This window comes from Buttiauxella noackiae (genome assembly GCF_000737905.1).
Taxonomy (GTDB): Bacteria; Pseudomonadota; Gammaproteobacteria; order Enterobacterales; family Enterobacteriaceae; genus Buttiauxella; species Buttiauxella noackiae.
In genome coordinates this window covers 137304-160442 of the sequence record NZ_JPRU01000004.1, presented here as the reverse complement: position 1 = coordinate 160442, position 23139 = coordinate 137304, and the positions used below count along the sequence as shown (strand labels likewise).

Annotated in this window: 20 protein-coding genes; 10 read left to right on the top strand and 10 right to left on the bottom strand. The window is 49.3% G+C overall.

The genetic code is table 11. The features are described 5' to 3' along the window. Entirely contained in the window at positions 1 to 519 is a 519-nt protein-coding gene (locus IX31_RS18470; protein WP_034460935.1) for a DUF721 domain-containing protein, read from the bottom strand. Between the two features lie 22 nt (positions 520 to 541). On the opposite strand from IX31_RS18470, the gene secM reads away from it, so the two are divergent. From secM to mutT, 3 genes are all read left to right on the top strand, one after another. After that, positions 542 to 1051 carry a secA translation cis-regulator SecM gene (secM, locus tag IX31_RS18465; protein WP_034460933.1) on the top strand — a complete coding sequence of 170 codons (510 nt, stop codon included), beginning with the start codon at positions 542 to 544 and terminating at the stop codon, positions 1049 to 1051. 68 nt (positions 1052 to 1119) lie between these two features. After that, entirely contained in the window at positions 1120 to 3825 is a 2706-nt protein-coding gene (gene secA, locus IX31_RS18460) for a preprotein translocase subunit SecA (protein WP_034460931.1), read from the top strand. A 64-nt stretch (positions 3826 to 3889) separates the two neighbouring features. Then, on the top strand, positions 3890 to 4279 hold the full coding sequence (gene mutT / locus IX31_RS18455) for an 8-oxo-dGTP diphosphatase MutT (protein ID WP_034460929.1): 390 nt from the start codon (positions 3890 to 3892) through the stop codon (positions 4277 to 4279). On the opposite strand, the gene yacG is transcribed toward mutT, so the two are convergent. Genes yacG through coaE form a run of 3 tightly spaced genes read right to left on the bottom strand, consistent with a single transcriptional unit; the run spans position 4276 to position 5846 of the window. Continuing rightward, complete coding sequence (gene yacG / locus IX31_RS18450; protein ID WP_034460927.1) at positions 4276 to 4473, bottom strand: DNA gyrase inhibitor YacG; 198 nt, start codon at positions 4471 to 4473, stop codon at positions 4276 to 4278. The two genes, mutT and yacG, sit on opposite strands and share 4 nt — an antisense overlap. A 9-nt stretch (positions 4474 to 4482) precedes the next feature. Next, positions 4483 to 5226 carry a cell division protein ZapD gene (zapD, locus tag IX31_RS18445; protein ID WP_034460925.1) on the bottom strand — a complete coding sequence of 248 codons (744 nt, stop codon included), beginning with the start codon at positions 5224 to 5226 and terminating at the stop codon, positions 4483 to 4485. Beyond that, a complete protein-coding gene (gene coaE / locus IX31_RS18440; RefSeq protein ID WP_034460924.1) occupies positions 5226 to 5846 on the bottom strand; it encodes a dephospho-CoA kinase in 621 nt (206 codons plus the stop codon). Before coaE ends, zapD begins: the two co-directional genes overlap by 1 nt. A gap of 400 nt (positions 5847 to 6246) precedes the next feature. Between coaE and IX31_RS18435 the strand changes: the two genes are divergently transcribed. Then, entirely contained in the window at positions 6247 to 7290 is a 1044-nt protein-coding gene (locus IX31_RS18435; RefSeq protein WP_034460923.1) for a GMP reductase, read from the top strand. A gap of 39 nt (positions 7291 to 7329) precedes the next feature. Here IX31_RS18435 and hofC read toward each other — a convergent pair whose 3' ends face one another. The 4 genes from hofC to nadC all read right to left on the bottom strand — a co-directional run bounded on the left by hofC (position 7330) and on the right by nadC (position 11439). Beyond that, entirely contained in the window at positions 7330 to 8535 is a 1206-nt protein-coding gene (gene hofC, locus IX31_RS18430; RefSeq protein WP_034460921.1) for a protein transport protein HofC, read from the bottom strand. After that, entirely contained in the window at positions 8528 to 9907 is a 1380-nt protein-coding gene (gene gspE / locus IX31_RS18425; RefSeq protein WP_034460920.1) for a type II secretion system protein GspE, read from the bottom strand. Before gspE ends, hofC begins: the two co-directional genes overlap by 8 nt. A gap of 3 nt (positions 9908 to 9910) precedes the next feature. Then, positions 9911 to 10360 carry a prepilin peptidase-dependent pilin gene (ppdD, locus tag IX31_RS18420; protein ID WP_034460919.1) on the bottom strand — a complete coding sequence of 150 codons (450 nt, stop codon included), beginning with the start codon at positions 10358 to 10360 and terminating at the stop codon, positions 9911 to 9913. A 188-nt stretch (positions 10361 to 10548) separates the two neighbouring features. Next, positions 10549 to 11439, bottom strand: coding sequence for a carboxylating nicotinate-nucleotide diphosphorylase (nadC, locus tag IX31_RS18415; protein WP_034460918.1), 891 nt, complete (start codon positions 11437 to 11439; stop codon positions 10549 to 10551). A gap of 82 nt (positions 11440 to 11521) precedes the next feature. Between nadC and ampD the strand changes: the two genes are divergently transcribed. Together ampD and ampE are read left to right on the top strand one after the other, a co-directional pair. After that, positions 11522 to 12085 (top strand): 1,6-anhydro-N-acetylmuramyl-L-alanine amidase AmpD, encoded by a 564-nt coding sequence (gene ampD, locus IX31_RS18410; protein WP_034460917.1) that lies wholly within the window; start codon positions 11522 to 11524, stop codon positions 12083 to 12085. Beyond that, complete coding sequence (ampE, locus tag IX31_RS18405; RefSeq protein WP_034460916.1) at positions 12082 to 12936, top strand: beta-lactamase regulator AmpE; 855 nt, start codon at positions 12082 to 12084, stop codon at positions 12934 to 12936. Before ampD ends, ampE begins: the two co-directional genes overlap by 4 nt. Positions 12937 to 13079: 143 nt before the next feature. On the opposite strand, the gene aroP is transcribed toward ampE, so the two are convergent. Beyond that, positions 13080 to 14438 (bottom strand): aromatic amino acid transporter AroP, encoded by a 1359-nt coding sequence (gene aroP / locus IX31_RS18400; RefSeq protein ID WP_034460915.1) that lies wholly within the window; start codon positions 14436 to 14438, stop codon positions 13080 to 13082. 556 nt (positions 14439 to 14994) lie between these two features. Between aroP and pdhR the strand changes: the two genes are divergently transcribed. From pdhR to lpdA, 4 genes are all read left to right on the top strand, one after another. Then, positions 14995 to 15759, top strand: coding sequence for a pyruvate dehydrogenase complex transcriptional repressor PdhR (pdhR, locus tag IX31_RS18395; protein WP_034460913.1), 765 nt, complete (start codon positions 14995 to 14997; stop codon positions 15757 to 15759). Positions 15760 to 16028: 269 nt separating this feature from the next. Then, on the top strand, positions 16029 to 18692 hold the full coding sequence (aceE, locus tag IX31_RS18390) for a pyruvate dehydrogenase (acetyl-transferring), homodimeric type (protein ID WP_034460912.1): 2664 nt from the start codon (positions 16029 to 16031) through the stop codon (positions 18690 to 18692). A gap of 15 nt (positions 18693 to 18707) precedes the next feature. Further along, positions 18708 to 20597 (top strand): pyruvate dehydrogenase complex dihydrolipoyllysine-residue acetyltransferase, encoded by a 1890-nt coding sequence (aceF, locus tag IX31_RS18385; protein ID WP_034460911.1) that lies wholly within the window; start codon positions 18708 to 18710, stop codon positions 20595 to 20597. Positions 20598 to 20811: 214 nt separating this feature from the next. Beyond that, entirely contained in the window at positions 20812 to 22236 is a 1425-nt protein-coding gene (gene lpdA / locus IX31_RS18380) for a dihydrolipoyl dehydrogenase (protein ID WP_034460910.1), read from the top strand. A 50-nt stretch (positions 22237 to 22286) separates the two neighbouring features. Here lpdA and IX31_RS18375 read toward each other — a convergent pair whose 3' ends face one another. Beyond that, positions 22287 to 23135: a DUF2950 domain-containing protein gene (locus tag IX31_RS18375; protein WP_122974057.1), complete on the bottom strand. Its 849-nt coding sequence runs from the start codon at positions 23133 to 23135 to the stop codon at positions 22287 to 22289. Between the last annotated feature and the right edge of the window lie 4 nt (positions 23136 to 23139).

The following is a 23139-nucleotide window of genomic DNA, read 5'->3' as shown; positions in this document are numbered from 1 at the left end:
TTATTTATTGCGACTGGTTTCATTGGTACTCTCTCCGGCCAATGATGCCAGTCGTTCTATTATTGCCTTTAATTTTTCCGGGCTACGCTCAGCCACCATTCTTAGTGCCTCAGCACTTTGCTGACTCAGAACTCTGTTAACCCCTTCAGTTTTACCCTTCACTGTTTGAATGCTGTTTTCTTGTACTGATTCTTGCCCAATTGCAGCCAGTGATGGATTAATCCTGATGTCGATTGATGTCAATGATGGTAATATTTGTGCACGTAATGCACTCAGTAGCGTGGCTTGTTCATAGCGTAAACGCATCAGCCAGCTAGCATTTGCAGTTTCAAGTACGAGAATGCCTTGTCGGAAATTTGCTACCCGGCACCAGGGATGTAGTTGAGCGGGTAATATCCCTTTCACTGCCCTGTTAAGCCTAAGTAGTGCAGTTGCGCGTTGTTGCACGTTTTGCAACACGCTTTCGGCTCCAGCATCATCGAACAAATGATCTAAAGATTGTGGGCGACTATCACGCATACATAATGCTCCGGCGGATAAAGTGATTGGTATTCTAAATTGTTGGCGACAGTTTGGCAGACGTTATTTCTGGCCGCATCTCTTATTGGGGATGGTCGCGGCAAGTTTTGGCATGCCTGCGCTCGGTCAAAATACCGAGCCAACTGCACCTGCTGAAACCGCCACCAGTAGTAGCCACGATTACCTCAACAAGGTCAGCTTCAATAGTCTGGCATTATTGCAGGAAAGTACCCGCCGACCATCATTTAGTGTCGATTACTGGCATCAACATGCAATTCGAACAGTAATACGCCACCTTTCTTTTGCTATGGCGCCGCAAACGCAGCCAGTAGCACAAGAGAGTTTGCCACTTCAGGCACATAAACTCGCTTTACTGAACACGCTCAGCGCGCTGCTCACCCAGGAAAGTAAACCCCCAGTTATTGTGCGTCATACTGCACTTTGGCAATCGCCAGCTGTCGAGACTTTTAGTCCTGCCATTTGGATAAGCCAGGTCCAGGGTATTCGCGCTGGACCACAACGCCTCAGCTAAACCCCATTTCCTTTAATTATAACGTTATTTTTAGCTCTGCCCTGACGGTAGGCGTTTGAGAATTAATTATGCTAATCAAATTATTAACTAAAGTTTTCGGTAGCCGTAACGACCGCACCCTGCGTCGTATGCGTAAAGTTGTAAACCTTATCAATGCTATGGAACCGGAAATTGAAAAGCTTTCCGATGATGAATTAAAAGCAAAAACTGGCGAATTCCGTGCGCGTCTTGAGAAAGGCGAAGTGCTGGAGAATCTGATTCCGGAAGCTTTTGCTGTTGTTCGTGAAGCGAGTAAACGTGTATTTGGCATGCGCCACTTCGATGTACAGTTGCTCGGCGGTATGGTTCTGAATGAGCGTTGTATCGCAGAGATGCGTACTGGTGAAGGTAAAACACTGACTGCAACTCTGCCTGCATACCTGAATGCATTAAGCGGCCGTGGTGTTCACGTTGTTACAGTGAACGACTATCTGGCCCAGCGTGATGCTGAAAACAACCGTCCTTTATTCGAATACCTTGGCCTGAGTGTTGGTATCAACTTGCCAAACATGCCGGCACCTGCAAAGCGCGAAGCTTATGCAGCGGACATCACTTACGGCACCAACAACGAATACGGCTTTGACTACCTGCGTGACAACATGGCGTTCAGTCCAGAAGAACGCGTTCAGCGCAAACTGCACTACGCATTAGTGGATGAGGTTGACTCAATTCTTATCGATGAAGCGCGTACACCGCTTATCATCTCCGGCCCAGCTGAAGACAGCTCCGAGATGTACCGCAAAGTAAACAAAATCATCCCGAGCCTGATCCGTCAGGAAAAAGAAGATTCTGATACTTTCCAGGGCGAAGGCCACTTCTCGGTGGATGAAAAATCTCGTCAGGTAAACATTACTGAACGTGGTCTGGTACTGGTTGAAGAGTTGCTGGTTCAGGAAGGCATTATGGAAGAAGGCGAGTCTTTGTACTCCCCAACTAACATTATGCTGATGCACCACGTGACTGCTGCACTGCGTGCGCATGTGCTGTTCACCCGTGACGTTGACTATATTGTTAAAGATGGTGAAGTCATCATCGTTGATGAACATACCGGTCGTACCATGCAAGGCCGCCGTTGGTCTGATGGCTTGCACCAGGCTGTCGAAGCTAAAGAAGGCGTCGATATACAGAACGAAAACCAGACGCTGGCATCCATCACCTTCCAGAACTACTTCCGTCTGTATGAAAAACTGGCGGGTATGACGGGTACTGCGGATACCGAAGCGTTCGAATTCAGCTCTATCTACAAGCTCGATACCATCGTTGTGCCAACTAACCGCCCAATGATTCGTAAAGACATGCCTGATTTGGTCTATATGACTGAAGCAGACAAGATTGTGGCAATCATTGAAGATATTAAAGAGCGTACTACCAACGGGCAGCCTGTCCTGGTCGGTACCATTTCAATCGAAAAATCCGAAGTGGTTTCTGCTGAGTTGACCAAAGCGGGAATCAAACACAACGTTCTGAACGCCAAGTTCCACGCTAACGAAGCGGGTATCGTTGCTCAGGCCGGTTACCCAGCCGCCGTGACCATCGCAACCAACATGGCAGGCCGTGGTACGGATATCGTATTGGGTGGTAGCTGGCAGGCAGAAGTTGCTGAGCTTGAAAACCCAACCCCTGAGCAAATCGCGCAGATTAAAGCTGACTGGCAAGTTCGTCATGATGCGGTTCTGGCATCGGGTGGCTTGCACATCATTGGTACTGAGCGTCACGAATCTCGCCGTATCGATAACCAGCTCCGTGGCCGTTCCGGTCGCCAGGGTGATGCGGGTTCATCTCGCTTCTACCTGTCTATGGAAGACTCACTGATGCGTATTTTCGCATCGGATCGTGTTTCAGGCATGATGCGTAAACTCGGTATGAAACCGGGCGAAGCGATTGAACACCCATGGGTTACTAAGGCAATTGCTAACGCCCAGCGTAAAGTTGAAAGCCGTAACTTCGATATTCGTAAACAGCTTCTGGAATATGATGATGTGGCCAACGATCAGCGTCGTGCGATCTACAGCCAGCGTAACGAATTGCTGGATGTGAGCGACGTTAGCGAAACCATCAATAGCATCCGCGAAGACGTCTTTAAAGTGACTATTGACGCACACATTCCACCGCAATCACTGGAAGAAATGTGGGATGTCGAAGGTCTGGAAGAGCGTCTGAAAAACGACTTTGATCTTGAGCTGCCAATTAAAGAGTGGCTGGATAAAGAGCCGGAGCTGCATGAAGAAACACTGCGTGAGCGTATTTTGCAAAACGCTATCGAAGTGTATCAGCGCAAAGAAGAAGTGGTTGGTGTTGAAATGATGCGTCACTTCGAAAAAGGCGTCATGTTGCAGACTCTGGATTCACTGTGGAAAGAGCACCTTGCAGCAATGGATTATCTACGCCAGGGTATCCACTTGCGTGGTTATGCGCAAAAAGATCCTAAGCAAGAATACAAGCGTGAGTCTTTCGCCATGTTTGCATCAATGCTTGAAGCGCTGAAATATGAAGTGATCAGTACGCTGAGTAAGGTACAGGTTCGTATGCCTGAAGAAGTTGAGGCAATGGAACAGCAGCGCCGTGAAGAAGCTGAGCGCCTGGCACAGATGCAACAGCTGAGCCACCAGGATGACGAAACACTGGCTGCAGAATCATTGGCAGCAGAAACGGGTGAGCGCAAAGTGGGTCGTAACGATCCGTGCCCATGCGGTTCTGGTAAGAAATTCAAACAGTGTCATGGCCGTTTAAGCTAAGAACGTAATTGTCGATAAAGGCGCAGCTTGCTGCGCCTTTTTTCTATGGAGCATCTGCACAAAAATGAAACAACTACAAATCGCCGTCGGTATCATCCGCAATCAAACGGGTGAAATTTTCATTACTCAAAGAGCGGCTGATGCGCATATGGCCAACAAGCTTGAGTTTCCCGGAGGGAAGATTGAAGCCGATGAAACGCCTGAACAAGCATTAGTCCGTGAGCTTCAGGAAGAGACAGGTATCACAGCCACTGATTTCACGCTGTTTGATAAACTGGTTTATCAGTTTCCGGACAGGCACATCACACTGTGGTTTTTCATGGTGGAAAGCTGGGAAGGCGAGCCGTGGGGCAAAGAAGGGCAACCGGGTCAATGGATTGCGCAAAATGCGCTGGTGGCGTCAGATTTTCCACCAGCCAATGAACCTGTAATTAGCAAATTACAGCAAGGTTAACGTAGGTCTTCTTCACTCCAGTCGTCGCTTTCTGATAAATCGCCGCTGCTAGGAATTCGTTTTTCTTCGGCGGCCCATTCACCTAAGTCAATCAACTGGCAGCGTTTGCAGCAAAATGGGCGATAGGGGCTCGTTTCATCCCAGATGACAACTTTACCGCAGCCCGGGCAATTCACTTTTATTGTTTCAGTCATGTTGGCTCCTTAACAGCACGCCAGCTCAAAATCGAGACGTTCTGGGATGAGTCCATTTTCGCTATCTAGCGGCAGGAAACGGATCGCAAAACGGCTCTTATGGCCAGAAACTTGCGGATAAAGCTGCGACGAAAGGTCCAGCTGTAAACGCAGTAAATCGGCGTCATCCCCGTTATCCTGATAAAAACCATTAAGGCTGGTTTGTTTACGGAATGGTGCAGAATTGCGAATAATATCTAGTACCAGATCCAGCGCTTGCTTTAATGGCTGCAACGTCGCAAGCCAGCTATTAATTTGTGCGTCACGTTGATCCTGTGGTGAATACAGCCAGATGTGTAAGGTTGGCAAATCAAAACTACAGCACCCGCCAGGAATACTCAGACGCTGGCGAACCAAGGCTATCAAACGGTCTTCACGTAATGCCTGCCCCAGTCGAGGAGCGGCCATTAAAACACCGCCGCGTTCTTTGAGTTGGCTACGCAGTGAATCAATTCGCTGCATATCTACACCTGGAACTTCTGACCAGTTCAATAACTTACGCTGCTGGCGCTCCAGTTCTTTGAGAATATCAGTACGAATCTCACCGCGCTCAAAGACATCCAGCAGGTCGCCGATATTGCGGAAAAAATGCAGTGCTTTGGCCGTTTCATCTACCGGTAATGAACTTTCGAGTTGTTGGATTAAGAACTCGATACGCAACCATGTGCGCATTTTTTCATTAAGTGGGTGCTCAAAAAGAATCTGGGTGCTCATTATTCGTTATCCTGCTGTGCGGCCTGGGCTGCCAGTTCCAGATACTGGCGGTGCAGACGGTCAACATGTGCGGCCACCTGTACAGTGCCACCATCATTATTAATTACATCATCGGCGGCGCTTAAGCGTGCCTCGCGCGTCGCTTGTGCTGCAAGGATTTGCAGCACATGTTCGCGACTAACTTTATCGCGCGCAATAGTACGTGCGATTTGCACTTCTGGCGAGACATCAACAACCAGAACACGATCTGCCTTTTGTTGTAGGTTATTCTCAATTAATAAAGGAACAACCCATAAAACGTAGGGAGAAAGAGCCTGGTTGATTTCAGCTTGGGTTCGCTGATGGATAAGTGGGTGTAGCAGAGCATTGAGCCATTTTTTCTCTTCCGCGGAAGAAAAGATCTTTGCGCGAAGAGCCCGACGGTCGAGAGTGCCATCCTGAAGGAGGATCTCACCACCAAAATGGTCAGAAATAATGCTAAGAGCGGGTTGTCCTGGCTCTACGACCTGACGCGCAATCACATCAGCATCTACAACGGTAATACCTAAGCGGGAAAAGTGATCGGCGACAGTACTTTTGCCACTACCAATGCCACCCGTTAATGCAACCGTATAAACCATAAAAAACCAGACCCTAAATCTACGTTTCAACAAAGAGATAGAAAGCTTATTTGCACCTGGATTACTTCAGGAAAGTGCCACATCACGGGGAAAAACACGCCCATGTAGTGATTTCCTGTTACTCAGGTAAATTCTAACGATTGTAGCGCAAAAAAGACTGTTTTCGCAGTCTTGCAGAGCCATTAATAGTGCGTATGATAACGTCACTGGAATTGGTAGTTGTACCCGTCATACTTCAAGCCGCAGATGCGTTGGCCGCACTCACAAACCCCAGTCACTTACTCAAGTAAGCTCCCGGGGATTTGCTCCCTTGCCGCCTTTCTGCAACTCGAATTATTCAGGGTATAGATTGCTGATTGCGTTCACGCGTCCTTCGCCATTCGACCCAGGAATCTGCAACATGCGTATTGAAGAAGATTTGAAGTTAGGTTTTAAAGACGTTCTTATTCGCCCGAAACGTTCCACACTGAAAAGCCGCTCTGATGTAGAGCTTGAGCGCCAGTTCACTTTCAAACACTCCGGTATTGCATGGTCAGGTGTTCCGATCATCGCTGCTAACATGGACACTGTTGGTACATTCGGCATGGCCCAGGCATTGGCCTCGTTTGATATCCTCACCGCCGTTCATAAGCACTACTCTGTTGAAGAGTGGAGCAACTTCGTTAAGTCTGTTTCAGACGACCTTCTTAAGTTCGTGATGGTTTCAACCGGTACATCAGACGCTGATTTCCAGAAGACAAAACAGATTCTTTCTTTGAACCCAGCGCTGAAATTTATCTGTATCGATGTGGCTAATGGCTACTCCGAACACTTCACTCAGTTCGTTTCTAAAGCTCGTGAAGCATGGCCAGATAAAGTTATCTGTGCAGGTAACGTTGTTACTGGCGAAATGTGCGAAGAGCTTATCCTCTCCGGTGCGGACATTGTTAAAGTTGGTATTGGTCCAGGCTCTGTGTGTACTACTCGTGTGAAAACAGGTGTTGGTTACCCGCAGCTTTCTGCTGTTATTGAATGTGCTGATGCCGCTCATGGCCTGGGTGGCCAGATTGTTAGTGACGGTGGTTGTACTATGCCTGGCGATGTTGCTAAAGCATTTGGCGGTGGCGCAGATTTCGTGATGCTGGGCGGTATGCTGGCTGGTCATGATGAAAGTGGCGGCACAATCGTTGAAGAAAACGGCGAGAAATTCATGCTGTTCTACGGTATGAGTTCTGAATCTGCAATGACTCGCCATGTTGGTGGTGTTGCACAGTACCGTGCAGCAGAAGGCAAAACCGTTAAGCTGCCATTACGTGGCCCTGTTGAAAATACTGCCCGCGATATCATGGGTGGCTTGCGTTCCGCATGTACTTACGTGGGTGCTTCTCGCCTGAAAGAGTTGACCAAGCGTACTACGTTCATTCGTGTGAATGAGCAGGAAAACCGCGTTTTCAATAGCCTCTAAGCTATCAGCGACATACGGCGTGGCACTTTCGCTACGCCGTCATCCCGCGCTCATTGCATCGCCTAACTGAAAAATAGGCAGATACATCGCAATGACCAGCGTCCCAATGATAATCCCCACAACTAACATCATTACTGGCTCCAGAGCGGCGGCAAGATTGTCTGCCAGTTCCTCGGTATGGTTATGATGCCAACTTGCTAACTTCTCGAGCATTAAATCCAGCGCGCCTGATTCTTCTCCTATGCGTATCAATTGGCAACATAATGGTGTGAAGCGCTCGCTTTGTGAGAGTGTTTGCCATAGTGGTATACCTTGAGTCACCTGCTGGGTTATTTGCTGAATAACTTTCTTCCATAGTCGTTGCGGCAAAGTGGTTTCGACAGCCTTAAGCCCTTGTAGTAAGGGGATTCCTGCGTGCTGGGAAAGGGATAGAGTAGTATAGATTTGGCTGAGAATTTGCCCGCGCCATAGCGGAGCGAGCAATGGGATTCGCAGCATCAGATGTTGTTCGTACTCTTGCCAATGAGGTTTCTTTGTTCGCAAAAAATAGCCAAGGGTCATGAGTATCAAACTGGCCAACAGCCACCATATTCCCTGTGTTGTTACCCAGTTTGATACTGCCATTACCGCTACTGTAATAGCGGGTAATGGGGCATTAAATGAGTGATAAATATTGGCAAACTCGGGCAGTACAAAACTCATCATCCCGATAGTCACTAGTAGTGCTATCGCCACGATAAACAGTGGATAACGCAGGGCCTTCATGACCTTTTTACGCAGTTGGTACAGTTTTTCTTGTTGATTAGCCAGCTTTTGGCAGCACTCGTCTAGCTTTCCGGTTAGCTCACCAATATGAATCAGAGCGATGAACAGCGGCGGAAAAACCCCTGGCCATTGTTGTAAGGCGGCAGAGAAAGATATGCCATTAGAAACGCGATGTCCGATATCTTTTAGCAGCGCACGCCATTCACCAAAAGGATGTTGCTGCGCGATGAGTAATAGCCCGTCAGACAAGGATATTCCCGCCTGCAGCAACGTCGCCAACTGGCGGAATACCTGGATTTTTTGCTGGATATGCCAGCAGCCTCGGCGGGCCTGCGGTATTTTCCGCAATTGCAAAAGCTGAAGCTCTGCGCTAATTAACTGCTCTCTGATAGATTCCGCATTATCCCCAAGAACATCCCCATGTTGAATTTGCCCGTATTGATCGACTGCTTTCCAGTGCCAGAGTACAAACTTAGCCATGAGGAACACCAAGCACCCGATATAGCTCTTCGAGAGTGGTTAGCCCTTGCTCAACAGCCTGGCAGCCACTTTCAAATAGCGTCATCATGCCTTGTTGCCGTGCCAGCGTTTCGATTTCATTGGCTGGCATGCCGGTAATAATTGCGGATTGAAGTTCTGTATCGATAATTAAAATTTCAAATAATGCAGTTCTCCCATAGAAGCCTCCATAACAGCGATCACAGCCAGTTGCTTGCCAATGAGGCAAAGCATTGGCCCAAAGCGATGTGGGTAGAATGATGTCTTCGGGAAGTTGTTCTTTACAGTGTGGGCAGAGTTTACGTACCAGTCGCTGTGCAACGACCATGGTCAGTGCAGATGCTAACATCCATCGCTCAATTCCCATTTGTTCGAGGCGAACGACAGTCTCAGTTGTGGAGTTGGTATGCAGTGTTGAAAGTACCAGATGGCCTGTTTGCGCAGCTTTAATGGCTATTTCTGCCGTATCGCCATCACGAATTTCGCCCACCATGATGATGTCCGGATCCTGGCGTAGCAAGGCGCGTAAAACATTTTGAAAATTAAGCCCCGCTTTAGTGTTAATTTGCGTTTGATTAAGACCTTGCATAGGGATTTCTATCGGGTCTTCAACACTGCATAGATTAGCCGAGGCTTGGTTAAGTATCTTTAATGCACTGTAAAGGGTGAGTGTTTTCCCGCTACCAGTGGGGCCAGTGACGAGAATCATGCCCTGCGGATTGGCTAACGCGCTTTGAAAGCGAGAGCTATTTTCTGGTGACATGCCTAACTCCGATAGCTCAAAGGTTTGCTCTGTTTGTGCCATCAAACGTAAGACAACTTTTTCACCGTGATACACCGGCAGTGTCGCTATGCGAAATGAACATTTACGCTCTTCTATTTCGATTTCCATTTGCCCATCTTGAGGAAGGCGGCGCTCTGCTATATCCAAATTTGCCAATACCTTAAGTCGTGCGGTTAGCGGTGCAGCCAGATGCGATGGTAGCCGTGGTTGCAGTTGCAGCACGCCATCAATGCGAAAACGAATTTGATACCCTTGCTCTATTGGTTCGAAGTGAATGTCTGATGCCCTTAATTGCTGGGCTTTGCGGAGAGTATCTTGCAACAGTTGAACCACTGGCGCTGTGTTCTCAAGGGATTCCTCGGAGCTAACAGACAACCGTGAGTGTCTTGCTTTTTCCAGCTGTTCAGCTGGCCAGTATTCAACATTGGCAGGCTTATCACAGATAAAACGCAATGCTTCAAAAAACTGTACGGGTGGGTTTGGCGCAATAGCGATATGCAGCAATGGGGCTTCAGAGAGCAATATCGCCTGATACTGGTTACACAGTGCGAGAATCTGCTGATTTGCCATGGTTTAATTTCCCGCTTGCTTATTATCAAAACGGAAGACTTCTTCGCAGGTTTGTTGAAGAGAATTATTACTGGCAGTGCTACAGGTTCGTGACCAGCCTTCGACTCCTTCTACATCGCTCCAACGTGGAGATAGGGAGATGGTGAGCCCATTGAGACTTTCTTGCCCCGCAAGCGTAACAGCACCTTTTTCGATGCTCATGCTGCTTACATAGCGGGTGGTTTTAGGTGAAGGAATACTGTTGCTGCCCGCGTCACATTCGCTAATTCCACCCCGTTCAATCGCGCAAAGTTCAATAGCGGTACGGTAGGGCAGGAAGGTTTGCAGAACGTCAGTCAGGGCCGCTTTCCGCAGGTAGTTTTGATAGGCAGGAATACCGATGGCGCTGAGAATCGCAATAATACCGATCACTACCATCAGCTCAATAAGTGTGAATCCTTGTTGTTTGTTCATATGCCGCTCCATGTTGAGATAGCGGCACTTTGCGTCGTTTAAATTCTTCAGGCGAGGGCGAGTGTAAAGATCAGGAAGCTGTCTTCCAGGATATTTTTGCGATTTGCATAGGTGGCAATAAAAATGCGAGCGGTAACGTAACGGGAAGAAATAAGCAGATGAGTTTTAGCTCATCTGCCCGGTAGAAATTAGCGGAAACGCATGGAGAGATCGAGCGCGCGGACATGTTTAGTCAGCGCGCCAACAGAGATAAAGTCGACACCCGTTTCAGCAAATTCACGGATAGTTTCTTTCGTTACGTTTCCTGATACTTCCAGACGCGCTTTACCACTGGTGATAGCGACCGCCTTACACATATCTTCAACATTGAAATTATCGAGCATGATAATGTCAGCCCCGGCATGCAGTGCCTGTTCCAGTTCATCAAGAGACTCGACTTCAACCTCAACAGGCACATCCGGATGGAACCAGAAGGCTTTTTCTATCGCCTGGCGTATGGATCCTGAGGAGATGATGTGGTTCTCTTTGATCAAAAATGCGTCAGACAAACCTAAACGGTGGTTGCTGCCACCTCCGCATAGTACTGCGTATTTCAGTGCGGTACGCAGGCCCGGCAGCGTTTTACGTGTATCGAGCAATTGCGTGTTTGTACCAGCTAACAAATCAACATAGGTGCGCACTTCGCTGGCAACACCAGACAGAGTTTGCACAAAGTTAAGCGCGGTACGCTCACCTGTTAATAGCACGCGCGATAATCCGGTTAATTCGAAAAGTGGCTGGTCAGCGACAACGAGATCACCATCTTCAACATGCCAGGTTACTTTGACATCCCCGCCAAGCTGGATGAAAACTTCTTCGACCCAACGTTTACCACAGAACACGCCATCTTCACGGGTGATGATTACGGCATGTGAACGGTGGTCTGCATCCAGGAGTTGTGCAGTGATATCGTTATTGGGATTGACGTCGCCACCAAGGTCTTCACGTAAAGCCTGAGAAACAGCTTCTGGAATATCAAGGTTAATACGTTCGAGAAGCTCGTCACGTCGGCGGTCTGGGTTATAACGGCGAGGAGGCATGATAAAACTCCGAAATGGCTTAGTTAATGTCGAAACATGCTACATTGATGCGACCTCAAGTACCACTCTAAGGAGACCGTGGATGCAGCTAAAAGACGGCTGGCTGGTGGGTGTTAAACATGTCCCATCCCCCCATTTCGATTGCCGACCGGAGGATGAAACACCTTCGTTGTTGGTGGTGCATAACATCAGTTTGCCACCAGGTGAATTTGGTGGGCCGTGGATTGATGCGTTATTTACCGGAACACTTGATTCAGAAGCTCATCCGTACTTCGCGGGTATCGCACATTTACGAGTTTCAGCGCATTGCCTGATTCGCCGTGATGGCGAAATTGTTCAGTATGTTGCTTTTGATAAACGTGCCTGGCATGCAGGGGTTTCTGTATATCACGGGCGTGAACGCTGTAACGATTTTTCCATTGGTATTGAGTTGGAAGGGACAGATACGCTGCCCTATACCGATGAGCAATATCAAAAACTTGCTGAAATTACGGATGTGCTGGGACACGCTTATCCGGCAATTGCCGACCATATGACGGGACATTGTGATATTGCACCGGATCGTAAAACCGACCCAGGCCCTGCATTCGACTGGTCGCGTTTTCGCCATTCGGTAGAGGTAACGTCGAATAAGGAGATGGAATGACGCTGTTTACATTATTGCTGGTGATGATTTGGGAACGGTTATTTAAGCTGGGTGAGCACTGGCAGCTAGATCACCGCCTTGAAGTGCTTTTCCGGCGTGTAAAAAGCTTTTCGTTATTACGCACCATTTTGATGACCGCCCTGTGTATGTTGTTGGTTTTCCTCTGTATTCGTGCGTTGCAAGGTTTGTTCTTCAACGTGCCACTGCTCGTTTTCTGGATTGCTCTCGGCGTGTTGTGTATTGGCGCAGGCCAGGTTCGTCTGCATTACCATGCGTATTTGCAGGCGGCGAGCCATGGCGATAGTCACGCGCGAGACGCGATGGCGAGTGAACTGACGCTAATTCACGGTGTTCCACCCGATTGTGACGAACGTGAGTATCTGAAAGAACTGCAAAATGCGCTACTGTGGATTAACTTTCGCTTTTATCTCGCACCGCTTTTCTGGTTTATCGTCGGTGGTGTGTGGGGACCGGTAACGCTTGCGGGTTATGCTTTCTTGCGTGCATGGCAGACATGGCTTGCGCGCCATCATTCTCCGCAAGAGCGTTTGCATTCAGGTATTGATGCTATTTTACATGTGCTGGACTGGGTTCCAGTGCGTCTGTTTGGTGTGGCATATGCACTGCTGGGACATGGAGAAAGGGCGCTTCCAGCATGGTTTGCCTCATTAGTCGATCGCCATACTTCGCAATATCAGGTATTGACCAGGCTGGCTCAGTATTCGCTAGCCCGAGAACCACATCTCGATAAAATCAAAACACCGAAAGCAGCAGTTTCAATGGCGAAGAAAACGTCGCTGGTGATTTTGGTGGTGGTGGCATTACTGACTATTTACGGCACTCTGGTTTAGAGTCGCTGTGGTTGTAAGTTGGAATGCAAAACAGTGGCATATTTCTATGCTATGAAACGTCACATAGTATTGATAATCAATTGTTAATAACAAAAAGCCCCGGTGAGCAAAGGCTTCACCGGGGCTTTTTGCAGAAGTCATGCTTAAGCTTTAACGCTCTTCAAGTTCTTCTGTTTGATGAAATAACCAATACCCAGAATGACCACCCATACAGGAATCAGCCATACGGAGATTGCCATGCCTGGCGTCATCGCCATGATAACCAGCACTGCCGCCATAAACAGCAAGCAGACGTAGTTACCCAATGGATAGAACAGAGCAGGGAAACGCGTTTTCACACCCTGTTGTTGTTTCGCACGGCGGAACTTCATATGCGCCAGGCTAATCATTGCCCAGTTGATCACCAGTGCGGATACCACCAGCGCCATCAGCAGACCAAAGGCTTCTGCTGGTGCCAGATAGTTGATCAGTACGCACAGCGCAGTGAACAGAGCAGAAACCATGATGGTATTAACCGGCACGCCACGCTTATCAACTTTCTGCAGCGCTTTAGGCGCGTTGCCTTGTTGGGCCAGGCCAAACAGCATACGGCTGTTGCAGTAAACACAGCTGTTATAAACAGATAGTGCGGCGGTAAGAACCACAACGTTCAGTGCGTTAGCTACAAAGGTGTCACCCAGTTCGTGGAAGATCAGTACGAACGGGCTGGTATCAGCGGTAACGCGAGTCCACGGCATCAGAGACAACAGAACAGCCAGTGAGCCCACATAGAAAATCAGAATACGGTAGATAACCTGGTTGGTTGCTTTCGGAATGCTAACTTGTGGGTTATCTGCTTCAGCCGCAGTAATCCCAACCAGTTCCAGCCCGCCAAATGAGAACATGATAATGGCCATCATCATGACAAGTCCGGTCCAGCCATGCGGCAAGAATCCGCCTTGTTCCCAGAGGTTACGAACTGTCGCTTGTGGACCTGCGTGGCCGCCAAACAGCAACCAGGCACCAAACACAATCATGGCGACAACGGCGATGACTTTAATAATCGCGAACCAAAACTCCATTTCACCAAAGACTTTTACGTTAGTCAGGTTGATGGCGTTGATCACAACGAAAAAGACTGCAGCGGAGGCCCAGGTTGGGATTTCCGGATACCAGAACTGAATGTATTTACCGACTGCGGTCAGTTCTGCCATGGCTACCAGCACATACAGCACCCAGTAGTTCCAGCCAGAAGCAAAACCTGCAAACCCACCCCAGTATTTGTAAGCAAAGTGGCTAAATGAACCAGCTACCGGCTCTTCAACAACCATTTCACCCAACTGGCGCATGATCAGAAAGGCAATAAAGCCTGCGATCGCGTAACCCAGAATAATACCCGGCCCGGCGGACTGGATGACAGACGCGCTGCCCAGAAACAGACCTGTCCCGATTGCACCACCCAGCGCGATGAGCTGGATATGGCGGTTTTTAAGGCCGCGTTTAAGCGTGTCGCCTTGTTCCATCTTTAACCTCGTGTGTGGTTATTTTCAGGGCGTTCATTACGCCTCTGTAAGTTTGTAATTCCGTAATGTGTAGTCTTTATTTTACGGTTTTTAATTCCAGTATTTTGCGCATTGGACTACCGCAGCGCAAAGAATAGTGGTAAGCGCGAGTGTTTGCACCTGCTTTCTATTCTTGTCGTGACGAGTTGAATAAAAAGAAAGCAGTTGTCACCCAACCCGAGTTATTCGTTTCGTTTATTAATTGCCCACAATAAGCGCATTAGATGAATTAATATTCATATTTTAAACTGATGAATCGGTTCAAATTGCCCAAAATTGCGAATTTGGTGACTTATAAAAAGTTAAATCTACTTCTTTGGTGGTAACCGCAAGGTTTGTGTGTGGTTGCATTTTTGAAACATCATTCCTTTATTGTTGTTAAAATACCCCCAGTTTAATGATTCTGATCAAAACCAATATGGACAGAAGGTGAATACTTTGTTACTTTAGCGTCAACGATGTGAAATTGGTCATACCAATTGACTACATGAAGGCTAATGGCAGAGACAGGGAATAAATGGCCTACAGCAAAATCCGCCAACCAAAATTATCCGATGTGATTGAGCAGCAGTTGGAGTTTCTCATCCTCGAGGGAACCTTGCGTCCCGGCGAAAAACTCCCACCAGAACGCGAATTGGCAAAACAATTTGACGTTTCTCGTCCTTCACTACGCGAGGCCATTCAGCGTCTCGAAGCGAAAGGACTCCTGCTTCGTCGTCAGGGCGGCGGTACTTTTGTCCAGAACAGTCTTTGGCAAAGTTTAAGCGACCCGCTGGTCGAACTGCTGTCTGACCATCCTGAATCCCAGTTTGATCTGCTCGAAACCCGCCACGCACTTGAAGGTATCGCGGCGTATTACGCGGCATTGCGTGGTACGGACGAAGATCTCAAACGCATTGGCGACTGCCATGTAGCCATTCAACAAGCGCAAGAGTCCGGCGACCTGGATGCGGAATCCGATGCTGTTATGCAGTATCAAATCGCCGTCACAGAAGCTGCCCACAACGTGGTGCTACTACACTTGTTGCGCTGTATGTCACCCATGCTCGAACAAAACGTTCGTCAGAATTTTGAATTGCTCTACGCGCGCCGTGAAATGCTGGCGCAAGTGAGCAGCCATCGCGCCAGCATTTTTGCGGCGATTATGGCTCGCCAACCGGAGCAGGCGCGCGAAGCGTCGCACCGTCACCTGGCATTTATCGAAGAAATATTGCTGGATCGCAGCCGCGAACAGAGTCGTCGAGAACGTTCTCTACGGCGCTTACAGCAACGTAAGGAATGAGAACCCGAAATTTCTGGTTCTTTTAAGCGCCACTATTTAGAGCGCGGCAACTAAACGCAGAACCTGTCTTATTGTGCTTTGTGTTGCCCAAATAGTTCAGGGTGTATCGCGGCGGCAAGCGCGCGAATCCTCAGGAGCATAGCTAACTATGTGACTGGGATGAGGAAGCGCAGCCAACAAAGAGACAACCCGAAATATGAAGGGCAAAAAGCACAATGGGACAGGTTCCAGATAATCAACGTATTAGACACAGATAAGGAATACCACCCATGTCAGAACGTTTCCCAAATGACGTGGATCCGATCGAAACTCGCGACTGGCAACAGGCGATCGAATCGGTCATCCGTGAAGAAGGTGTTGAGCGCGCACAGTACCTGATCGATCAGTTACTGAGCGAAGCCCGTAAAGGCGGAGTAAAAGTTGCAGAAGGTTCTGCTGCCCGTCAGTACGTAAACTCCATCGCCGTTGAAGATGAACCGGAATACCCGGGGAATCTGGAGCTGGAACGCCGTATTCGTTCTGCTATCCGTTGGAACGCCATCATGACTGTCCTGCGAGCGTCTAAAAAAGACCTCGATCTGGGCGGCCATATGTCCTCTTTCCAGTCTTCTGCAACCGTGTATGACGTGTGTTTCAACCACTTCTTCCGCGCGCGCAATGCGAAAGATGGCGGCGATCTGGTGTACTTCCAGGGCCACATCTCCCCAGGTGTTTACGCACGTGCTTTCCTTGAAGGCCGCCTGACTGAAGACCAGATGAACAATTTCCGTCAGGAAGTTCACGGTAATGGTCTGTCCTCTTACCCGCACCCTAAATTGATGCCTGAATTCTGGCAGTTCCCGACCGTATCTATGGGTCTGGGTCCAATCGGTGCTATCTATCAGGCTAAGTTCCAGAAATACCTGGAACACCGTGGTCTGAAAGACACCTCCGCACAGCGCGTTTACGCGTTCCTGGGCGACGGTGAGATGGATGAGCCAGAATCCAAAGGTGCGATCACTATCGCAACCCGTGAAAAACTGGATAACCTCTGCTTCATCATCAACTGTAACTTGCAGCGTCTTGATGGCCCGGTAACCGGTAACGGCAAAATCATTAACGAACTGGAAGGTATCTTCGCGGGTGCTGGCTGGAACGTTATCAAAGTGATTTGGGGTTCTCGTTGGGACGAACTGCTGCGTAAAGATACCAGCGGTAAACTGTTGCAGCTGATGGGCGAAACCGTTGACGGTGACTACCAGACCTTCAAATCCAAAAACGGCGCGTATGTGCGTGAGCACTTCTTCGGCAAATATCCAGAAACTGCTGCACTGGTTAAAGATATGTCCGACGACGAGATTTGGGCTCTGAACCGTGGTGGCCACGATCCTAAGAAAATCTACGCTGCACTGCGCAATGCACAAGAAACCAAAGGCAAAGCAACTGTTATCCTTGCTCATACCGTTAAAGGTTATGGCATGGGTGAAACTGCCGAAGGTAAAAACATCGCCCACCAGGTTAAGAAAATGAACATGGACGGCGTTCGTTATGTCCGCGACCGTTTCAATGTGCCGGTGACCGATGCTGAAATCGAAAAACTGCCTTACATTAAGTTTGAAGAAGGCAGCGAAGAGTACAAATATCTGCATGGCCAGCGTGAGAAACTGAACGGCTATCTGCCGACGCGTCTGCCAAAATTCACCGAGAAACTGGAACTGCCTACCCTGGCTGACTTCAGCTCCCTGTTAGAAGAGCAGAACAAAGAAATCTCCACCACTATCGCTTTCGTTCGTGCTCTGAACGTAATGCTGAAGAACCCGTCTATCAAAGACCGTCTGGTTCCAATCATTGCTGATGAAGCGCGTACTTTCGGTATGGAAGGTCTGTTCCGTCAGATCGGTATTTACAGCCCGAACGGCCAGCAGTACACCCCGCAGGACCGTGAGCAGGTTGCTTACTACAAAGAAGACGAGAAAGGTCAGATCCTGCAAGAAGGTATTAACGAGCTGGGCGCAGGTTCTTCCTGGCTGGCTGCTGCGACCTCTTACAGCACCAACGATCTGCCAATGATCCCGTTCTACATCTACTACTCCATGTTCGGTTTCCAACGTATTGGCGACCTGTGCTGGGCAGCGGGTGACCAACAGGCGCGTGGCTTCCTGGTCGGTGGTACTTCTGGTCGTACGACTCTGAATGGTGAAGGCCTGCAGCACGAAGATGGCCACAGCCATATTCAGTCTCTGACTATCCCGAACTGTATCTCTTACGACCCGGCTTACGCTTACGAAGTTGCTGTCATCATGCATGACGGTCTGGTGCGTATGTACGGTGAAGCACAAGAGAACATTTACTACTACATCACTACGCTGAACGAAAACTACCACATGCCAGCCATGCCAGAAGGCGCGGAAGAAGGCATCCGTAAAGGTATCTACAAACTGGAAACAGTTGAAGGAACCAAAGGTAAAGTTCAGCTGATGGGCTCCGGTTCTATCCTGCGTCACGTGCGTGAAGCGGCACAGATCCTGGCTAAAGATTATGGCGTTGGCTCTGATGTATTCAGCGTAACTTCCTTCACTGAACTGGCGCGTGATGGCCAGGATTGTGAGCGCTGGAACATGCTGCACCCAACGGCTGAACCACGTGTACCGTACGTTGCTCAGATTCTGAGTGATGCACCAGCGGTAGCGTCTACTGACTATATGAAACTGTTCGCTGAGCAGATCCGTAACTTCATCCCGGCAAGCGATTACCGCGTACTGGGTACTGATGGCTTCGGTCGTTCAGACAGCCGCGAAAACCTGCGTCACCACTTCGAAGTGGACGCATCTTATGTGGTTGTTGCAGCACTTGGCGAACTGGCTAAACGTGGCGAAATCGATAAGAAAGTGGTGGCTGACGCTATCACCAAATTCAACATCGATGCAGATAAAGTCAACCCGCGTCTGGCATAAGAGGTAAAGAATAAAATGGCTATCGAAATCAACGTACCGGACATTGGTGCAGACGAAGTTGAAGTCACCGAAATCATGGTGAAAGTGGGCGATAAGGTTGAAGTTGACCAGTCCATCATCTCCGTGGAAGGTGATAAGGCTTCAATGGAAGTCCCTTCTCCGCAAGCAGGTGTGGTCAAAGAGATCAAAGTTGCGGTAGGTGACAAAGTTGAAACCGGCAAACTGGTTATGATTTTCGAATCCGCCGAAGGTGCAGCGCAAGCTGCACCAGCTCCGGCTGAAGAGAAGAAAGAAGCAGCGCCAGCGGCCGCTCCGCAAGCTGCGGCAGCAAAAGAAGTGAACGTGCCAGATATCGGCGGTGACGAAGTAGAAGTTACCGAGATTATGGTTAAAGTTGGCGACAAAGTAGAAGCAGAGCAAAGTCTCATCACCGTTGAAGGTGATAAAGCTTCTATGGAAGTCCCGGCACCGTTCGCAGGCGTTGTAAAAGAGATCAAAATCAACACTGGCGACAAAGTGTCTACCGGTTCCCTGATTATGGTCTTCGAAGTAGCGGGTGCTGCACCTGCTGCAACCGAAACTAAAGCGGAAGCAGCTCCGGCACAAGCCGCACCAGCCGCTTCCGGCTCTAAAGAAGTTAACGTGCCAGACATCGGCGGTGACGAAGTTGAAGTGACTGAAGTGATGGTTAAAGTGGGCGACAAAGTTGCCGCTGAACAATCACTGATCACCGTAGAAGGCGACAAAGCCTCTATGGAAGTCCCGGCTCCGTTCGCGGGTGTGGTTAAAGAAATCAAAATTAATACTGGCGACAAAGTGTCTACCGGTTCTTTGATTATGGTCTTTGAAGTGCAAGGCGCAGCACCTGCGGCTCCAGCAGCTAAGCAAGAAGCAGCGGCTCCGGCTCCTGCGGCAGCAGCTCAGAAACCAGCTGCGGCGCCAGCTAAAGCCGAAGGCAAAACTGAATTTGCTGAAAACGACGCTTACGTCCATGCAACTCCGCTGATCCGCCGCCTGGCGCGCGAATTTGGCGTAAACCTGGCGAAAGTGAAAGGGACTGGCCGTAAAGGTCGTATCCTGCGCGAAGACGTTCAGGCTTACGTGAAAGATGCGGTGAAACGCGCTGAATCTGCCCCTGCTGCTGCAACCGGCGGCGGTCTGCCTGGCATGCTGCCATGGCCGAAAGTTGATTTCAGCAAGTTCGGCGAAATCGAAGAAGTTGAACTGGGCCGTATCCAGAAAATTTCTGGTGCGAACCTGAGCCGTAACTGGGTGATGATCCCGCACGTTACGCACTTCGACAAAACCGATATCACCGATCTGGAAGCGTTCCGCAAACAGCAGAACGACGAAGCTGCTAAACGCAAGCTTGACGTGAAGTTCACCCCTGTTGTGTTCATCATGAAAGCCGTTGCTGCTGCTCTTGAGCAAATGCCACGCTTCAACAGCTCCCTGTCCGAAGACGGTCAGAAGCTGACGCTGAAAAAATACATCAACATCGGTGTTGCGGTTGATACGCCAAACGGCCTGGTTGTTCCTGTCTTTAAAGACGTGAACAAGAAGAGCATCAGCGAGCTGTCTCGCGAACTGATGGCTATCTCTAAGAAAGCTCGTGATGGCAAGCTGACTGCTGGCGAAATGCAGGGCGGTTGCTTCACCATCTCAAGCCTGGGCGGTATCGGGACGACTCACTTCGCGCCAATTGTTAACGCGCCTGAAGTGGCAATCCTGGGCGTTTCCAAGTCGGCCATTGAGCCAGTCTGGAACGGTAAAGAGTTCACTCCGCGTCTGATGATGCCGATGTCTCTGTCCTTCGACCACCGCGTGATTGATGGTGCTGATGGTGCTCGCTTCATCACCATCATCAACAACATGCTGGCCGATATTCGCCGCCTGGTGATGTAAGCCAAAAAGCCGGCCAAGCGGTCGGCTTTTTTCTGGTAATCTCATGATGCTGTTTGAGATTCTCAGGTGCAAAAATACAAATCGTTTGCCGTTTGTTGTTTCAAATTTGTTAACAATTTTGTAAACTGCGGGCGGATAGAACGTCCCGGTGGATGATGGGCGTTAAGACATAAAAATGACGTCAGACCCGCCGGAAATAAATTAAGAGGTCATGATGAGTACTGAAATCAAAACTCAGGTCGTGGTACTTGGGGCAGGTCCCGCAGGTTATTCTGCTGCCTTCCGTTGCGCTGATTTAGGTCTGGAAACCATTATTGTTGAACGTTACAGCACCCTCGGTGGTGTTTGTCTGAACGTCGGCTGTATCCCTTCTAAAGCCCTGTTGCACGTTGCTAAAGTTATCGAAGAAGCGAAAGCTTTGGCTGAGCACGGTATCGTTTTCGGCGAGCCGAAAACTGACATCGACAAAATCCGTACCTGGAAAGAAAAGGTTATCAACCAGTTGACTGGTGGCCTGTCTGGTATGGCGAAAGGTCGTAAAGTTAAAGTGGTGACTGGCCTGGGTAAATTTACCGGTGCTAACACCCTGGTTGTTGAAGGCGAAAATGGTCCAACCACCATCACCTTCGATAACGCAATCATCGCGGCGGGTTCTCGTCCGATTCAGCTGCCATTCATTCCGCATGAAGATCCACGCGTATGGGATTCTACCGACGCACTGGAACTGAAAGCTGTACCAAAACGCATGTTGGTTATGGGCGGCGGTATCATCGGTCTGGAAATGGGTACTGTGTACCATGCGCTGGGTTCAGAGATTGACGTGGTTGAAATGTTTGACCAGGTTATCCCGGCTGCCGACAAAGACGTGGTGAAAGTCTTCACCAAGCGTATCAGCAAGCAATTCAACCTGATGCTGGAAACCAAAGTGACTGCCGTTGAAGCCAAAGAAGATGGCATCTACGTCACAATGGAAGGCAAAAAAGCCCCAGCAGAACCACAGCGTTACGACGCGGTTCTGGTTGCCATCGGCCGCGTACCTAACGGTAAGCTGCTCGATGCTGGCGCTGCTGGCGTTGAAGTTGACGATCGCGGTTTCATTCGTACCGACAAGCAAATGCGCACTAACGTGCCGCACATCTATGCTATCGGCGACATCGTTGGCCAGCCAATGCTTGCTCACAAAGGTGTTCACGAAGGCCACGTTGCCGCTGAAGTTATCGCCGGCATGAAGCATTACTTCGACCCGAAAGTGATTCCTTCAATCGCTTATACCGAACCAGAAGTTGCATGGGTTGGTTTGACCGAGAAAGAAGCGAAAGAAAAAGGCATCAGCTACGAAACCGCCACCTTCCCGTGGGCTGCTTCTGGCCGTGCTATCGCTTCCGATTGTGCAGACGGTATGACCAAACTGATTTTCGACAAAGAAACTCACCGTGTTATCGGTGGTGCGATTGTCGGTACTAACGGCGGCGAGCTGTTGGGCGAAATCGGTCTGGCTATCGAAATGGGTTGTGACGCAGAAGACATCGCGCTCACCATCCACGCGCACCCGACTCTGCATGAGTCCGTAGGCCTGGCTGCTGAGATCTTCGAAGGTAGCATCACTGACCTGCCAAACCCGAAAGCGAAAAAGAAGTAATCGTTTGATGGTTAAGAAAAAAGCGGCTTAGGCCGCTTTTTTTTATTGGATTATTGCTGCTCTTGTTGCCAGCTTTCATCAGGGTTGAACTGTGTTATCTCTTTTACTTTTTCAGCCGTCTGCTCACCCAAATCCTTCTGATACACCACTCCCTGATTATTCACCATAAAGGTAGTCACCCCTGTTTCGCCATATTCGACAGGCCAGGCGACTAACGCAAAGCCTTCCACCATTTTCCCGTCACTGATATAGCTCTTTTCGCCGCCCGGTGCTTTTGCTCCCTGGGATGTAAGAATGCGGAAGTGATAGCCGTGATAACCCATTCCCGGTTGTACCGGACTGAAGCCTGGGCCGAGTGGGCTAGGCGCTTCACCAGGAGATGCGGGCCAGTAGAGGCCATCTTTCTTGCCTTCGCTGCTGGTAAATTTTTGTGCGTACTGTTTATCTAACTGATAGTAATCCTGCTGGGCGTCAACGTAAGCATGGATTGCCTGAATCGCTGAAAGCTCATTCAGGCCAATGGTACGCGTAAGAATTTCATCCGCTGCACTCTCCATATCGAAATGCCAGCCTGCATCAGATTTCACCATCGGAATAGGTAACTGCCAGTTTTCCTGCCCGACGTTCAGATGCGCAATATCGCCTTTTTCCTCGATGTTATGACTCACTTTCCAGTCACGGATAAAACGGGCGACAGCTTCCGGGTCGGCTTTTTCATCCGGCAGATAGTGACGCCAGTTATCGCCCAGCACTTCGGTAAGCGTGGCTTCATCCTGGCTTATCACGGCATTGGCAAATGAGCTGGCCGCAAGCTCTGGCGTGGTGAATTGTTGCTGTGCCTGAACAAAGGCAGGCAGCATCAGCATTAGTAGTGCACTTAACTTCATACGATTTTTCATGATG

Excerpts from the sequence above, each read along its gene's own strand:
- IX31_RS18470 (WP_034460935.1), bottom strand. The coding sequence starts at position 519 with ATGCGTGATAGTCGCCCACAATCTTTAGATCATTTGTTCGATGATGCT.
- secA (WP_034460931.1), top strand. The coding sequence starts at position 1,120 with ATGCTAATCAAATTATTAACTAAAGTTTTCGGTAGCCGTAACGACCGC.
- mutT (WP_034460929.1), top strand. The coding sequence starts at position 3,890 with ATGAAACAACTACAAATCGCCGTCGGTATCATCCGCAATCAAACGGGT.
- yacG (WP_034460927.1), bottom strand. The coding sequence starts at position 4,473 with ATGACTGAAACAATAAAAGTGAATTGCCCGGGCTGCGGTAAAGTTGTC.
- zapD (WP_034460925.1), bottom strand. The coding sequence starts at position 5,226 with ATGAGCACCCAGATTCTTTTTGAGCACCCACTTAATGAAAAAATGCGC.
- coaE (WP_034460924.1), bottom strand. The coding sequence starts at position 5,846 with ATGGTTTATACGGTTGCATTAACGGGTGGCATTGGTAGTGGCAAAAGT.
- IX31_RS18435 (WP_034460923.1), top strand. The coding sequence starts at position 6,247 with ATGCGTATTGAAGAAGATTTGAAGTTAGGTTTTAAAGACGTTCTTATT.
- hofC (WP_034460921.1), bottom strand. The coding sequence starts at position 8,535 with ATGGCTAAGTTTGTACTCTGGCACTGGAAAGCAGTCGATCAATACGGG.
- gspE (WP_034460920.1), bottom strand. The coding sequence starts at position 9,907 with ATGGCAAATCAGCAGATTCTCGCACTGTGTAACCAGTATCAGGCGATA.
- ppdD (WP_034460919.1), bottom strand. The coding sequence starts at position 10,360 with ATGAACAAACAACAAGGATTCACACTTATTGAGCTGATGGTAGTGATC.
- nadC (WP_034460918.1), bottom strand. The coding sequence starts at position 11,439 with ATGCCTCCTCGCCGTTATAACCCAGACCGCCGACGTGACGAGCTTCTC.
- ampD (WP_034460917.1), top strand. The coding sequence starts at position 11,522 with ATGCAGCTAAAAGACGGCTGGCTGGTGGGTGTTAAACATGTCCCATCC.
- ampE (WP_034460916.1), top strand. The coding sequence starts at position 12,082 with ATGACGCTGTTTACATTATTGCTGGTGATGATTTGGGAACGGTTATTT.
- aroP (WP_034460915.1), bottom strand. The coding sequence starts at position 14,438 with ATGGAACAAGGCGACACGCTTAAACGCGGCCTTAAAAACCGCCATATC.
- pdhR (WP_034460913.1), top strand. The coding sequence starts at position 14,995 with ATGGCCTACAGCAAAATCCGCCAACCAAAATTATCCGATGTGATTGAG.
- aceE (WP_034460912.1), top strand. The coding sequence starts at position 16,029 with ATGTCAGAACGTTTCCCAAATGACGTGGATCCGATCGAAACTCGCGAC.
- aceF (WP_034460911.1), top strand. The coding sequence starts at position 18,708 with ATGGCTATCGAAATCAACGTACCGGACATTGGTGCAGACGAAGTTGAA.
- lpdA (WP_034460910.1), top strand. The coding sequence starts at position 20,812 with ATGAGTACTGAAATCAAAACTCAGGTCGTGGTACTTGGGGCAGGTCCC.
- IX31_RS18375 (WP_122974057.1), bottom strand. The coding sequence starts at position 23,135 with ATGAAAAATCGTATGAAGTTAAGTGCACTACTAATGCTGATGCTGCCT.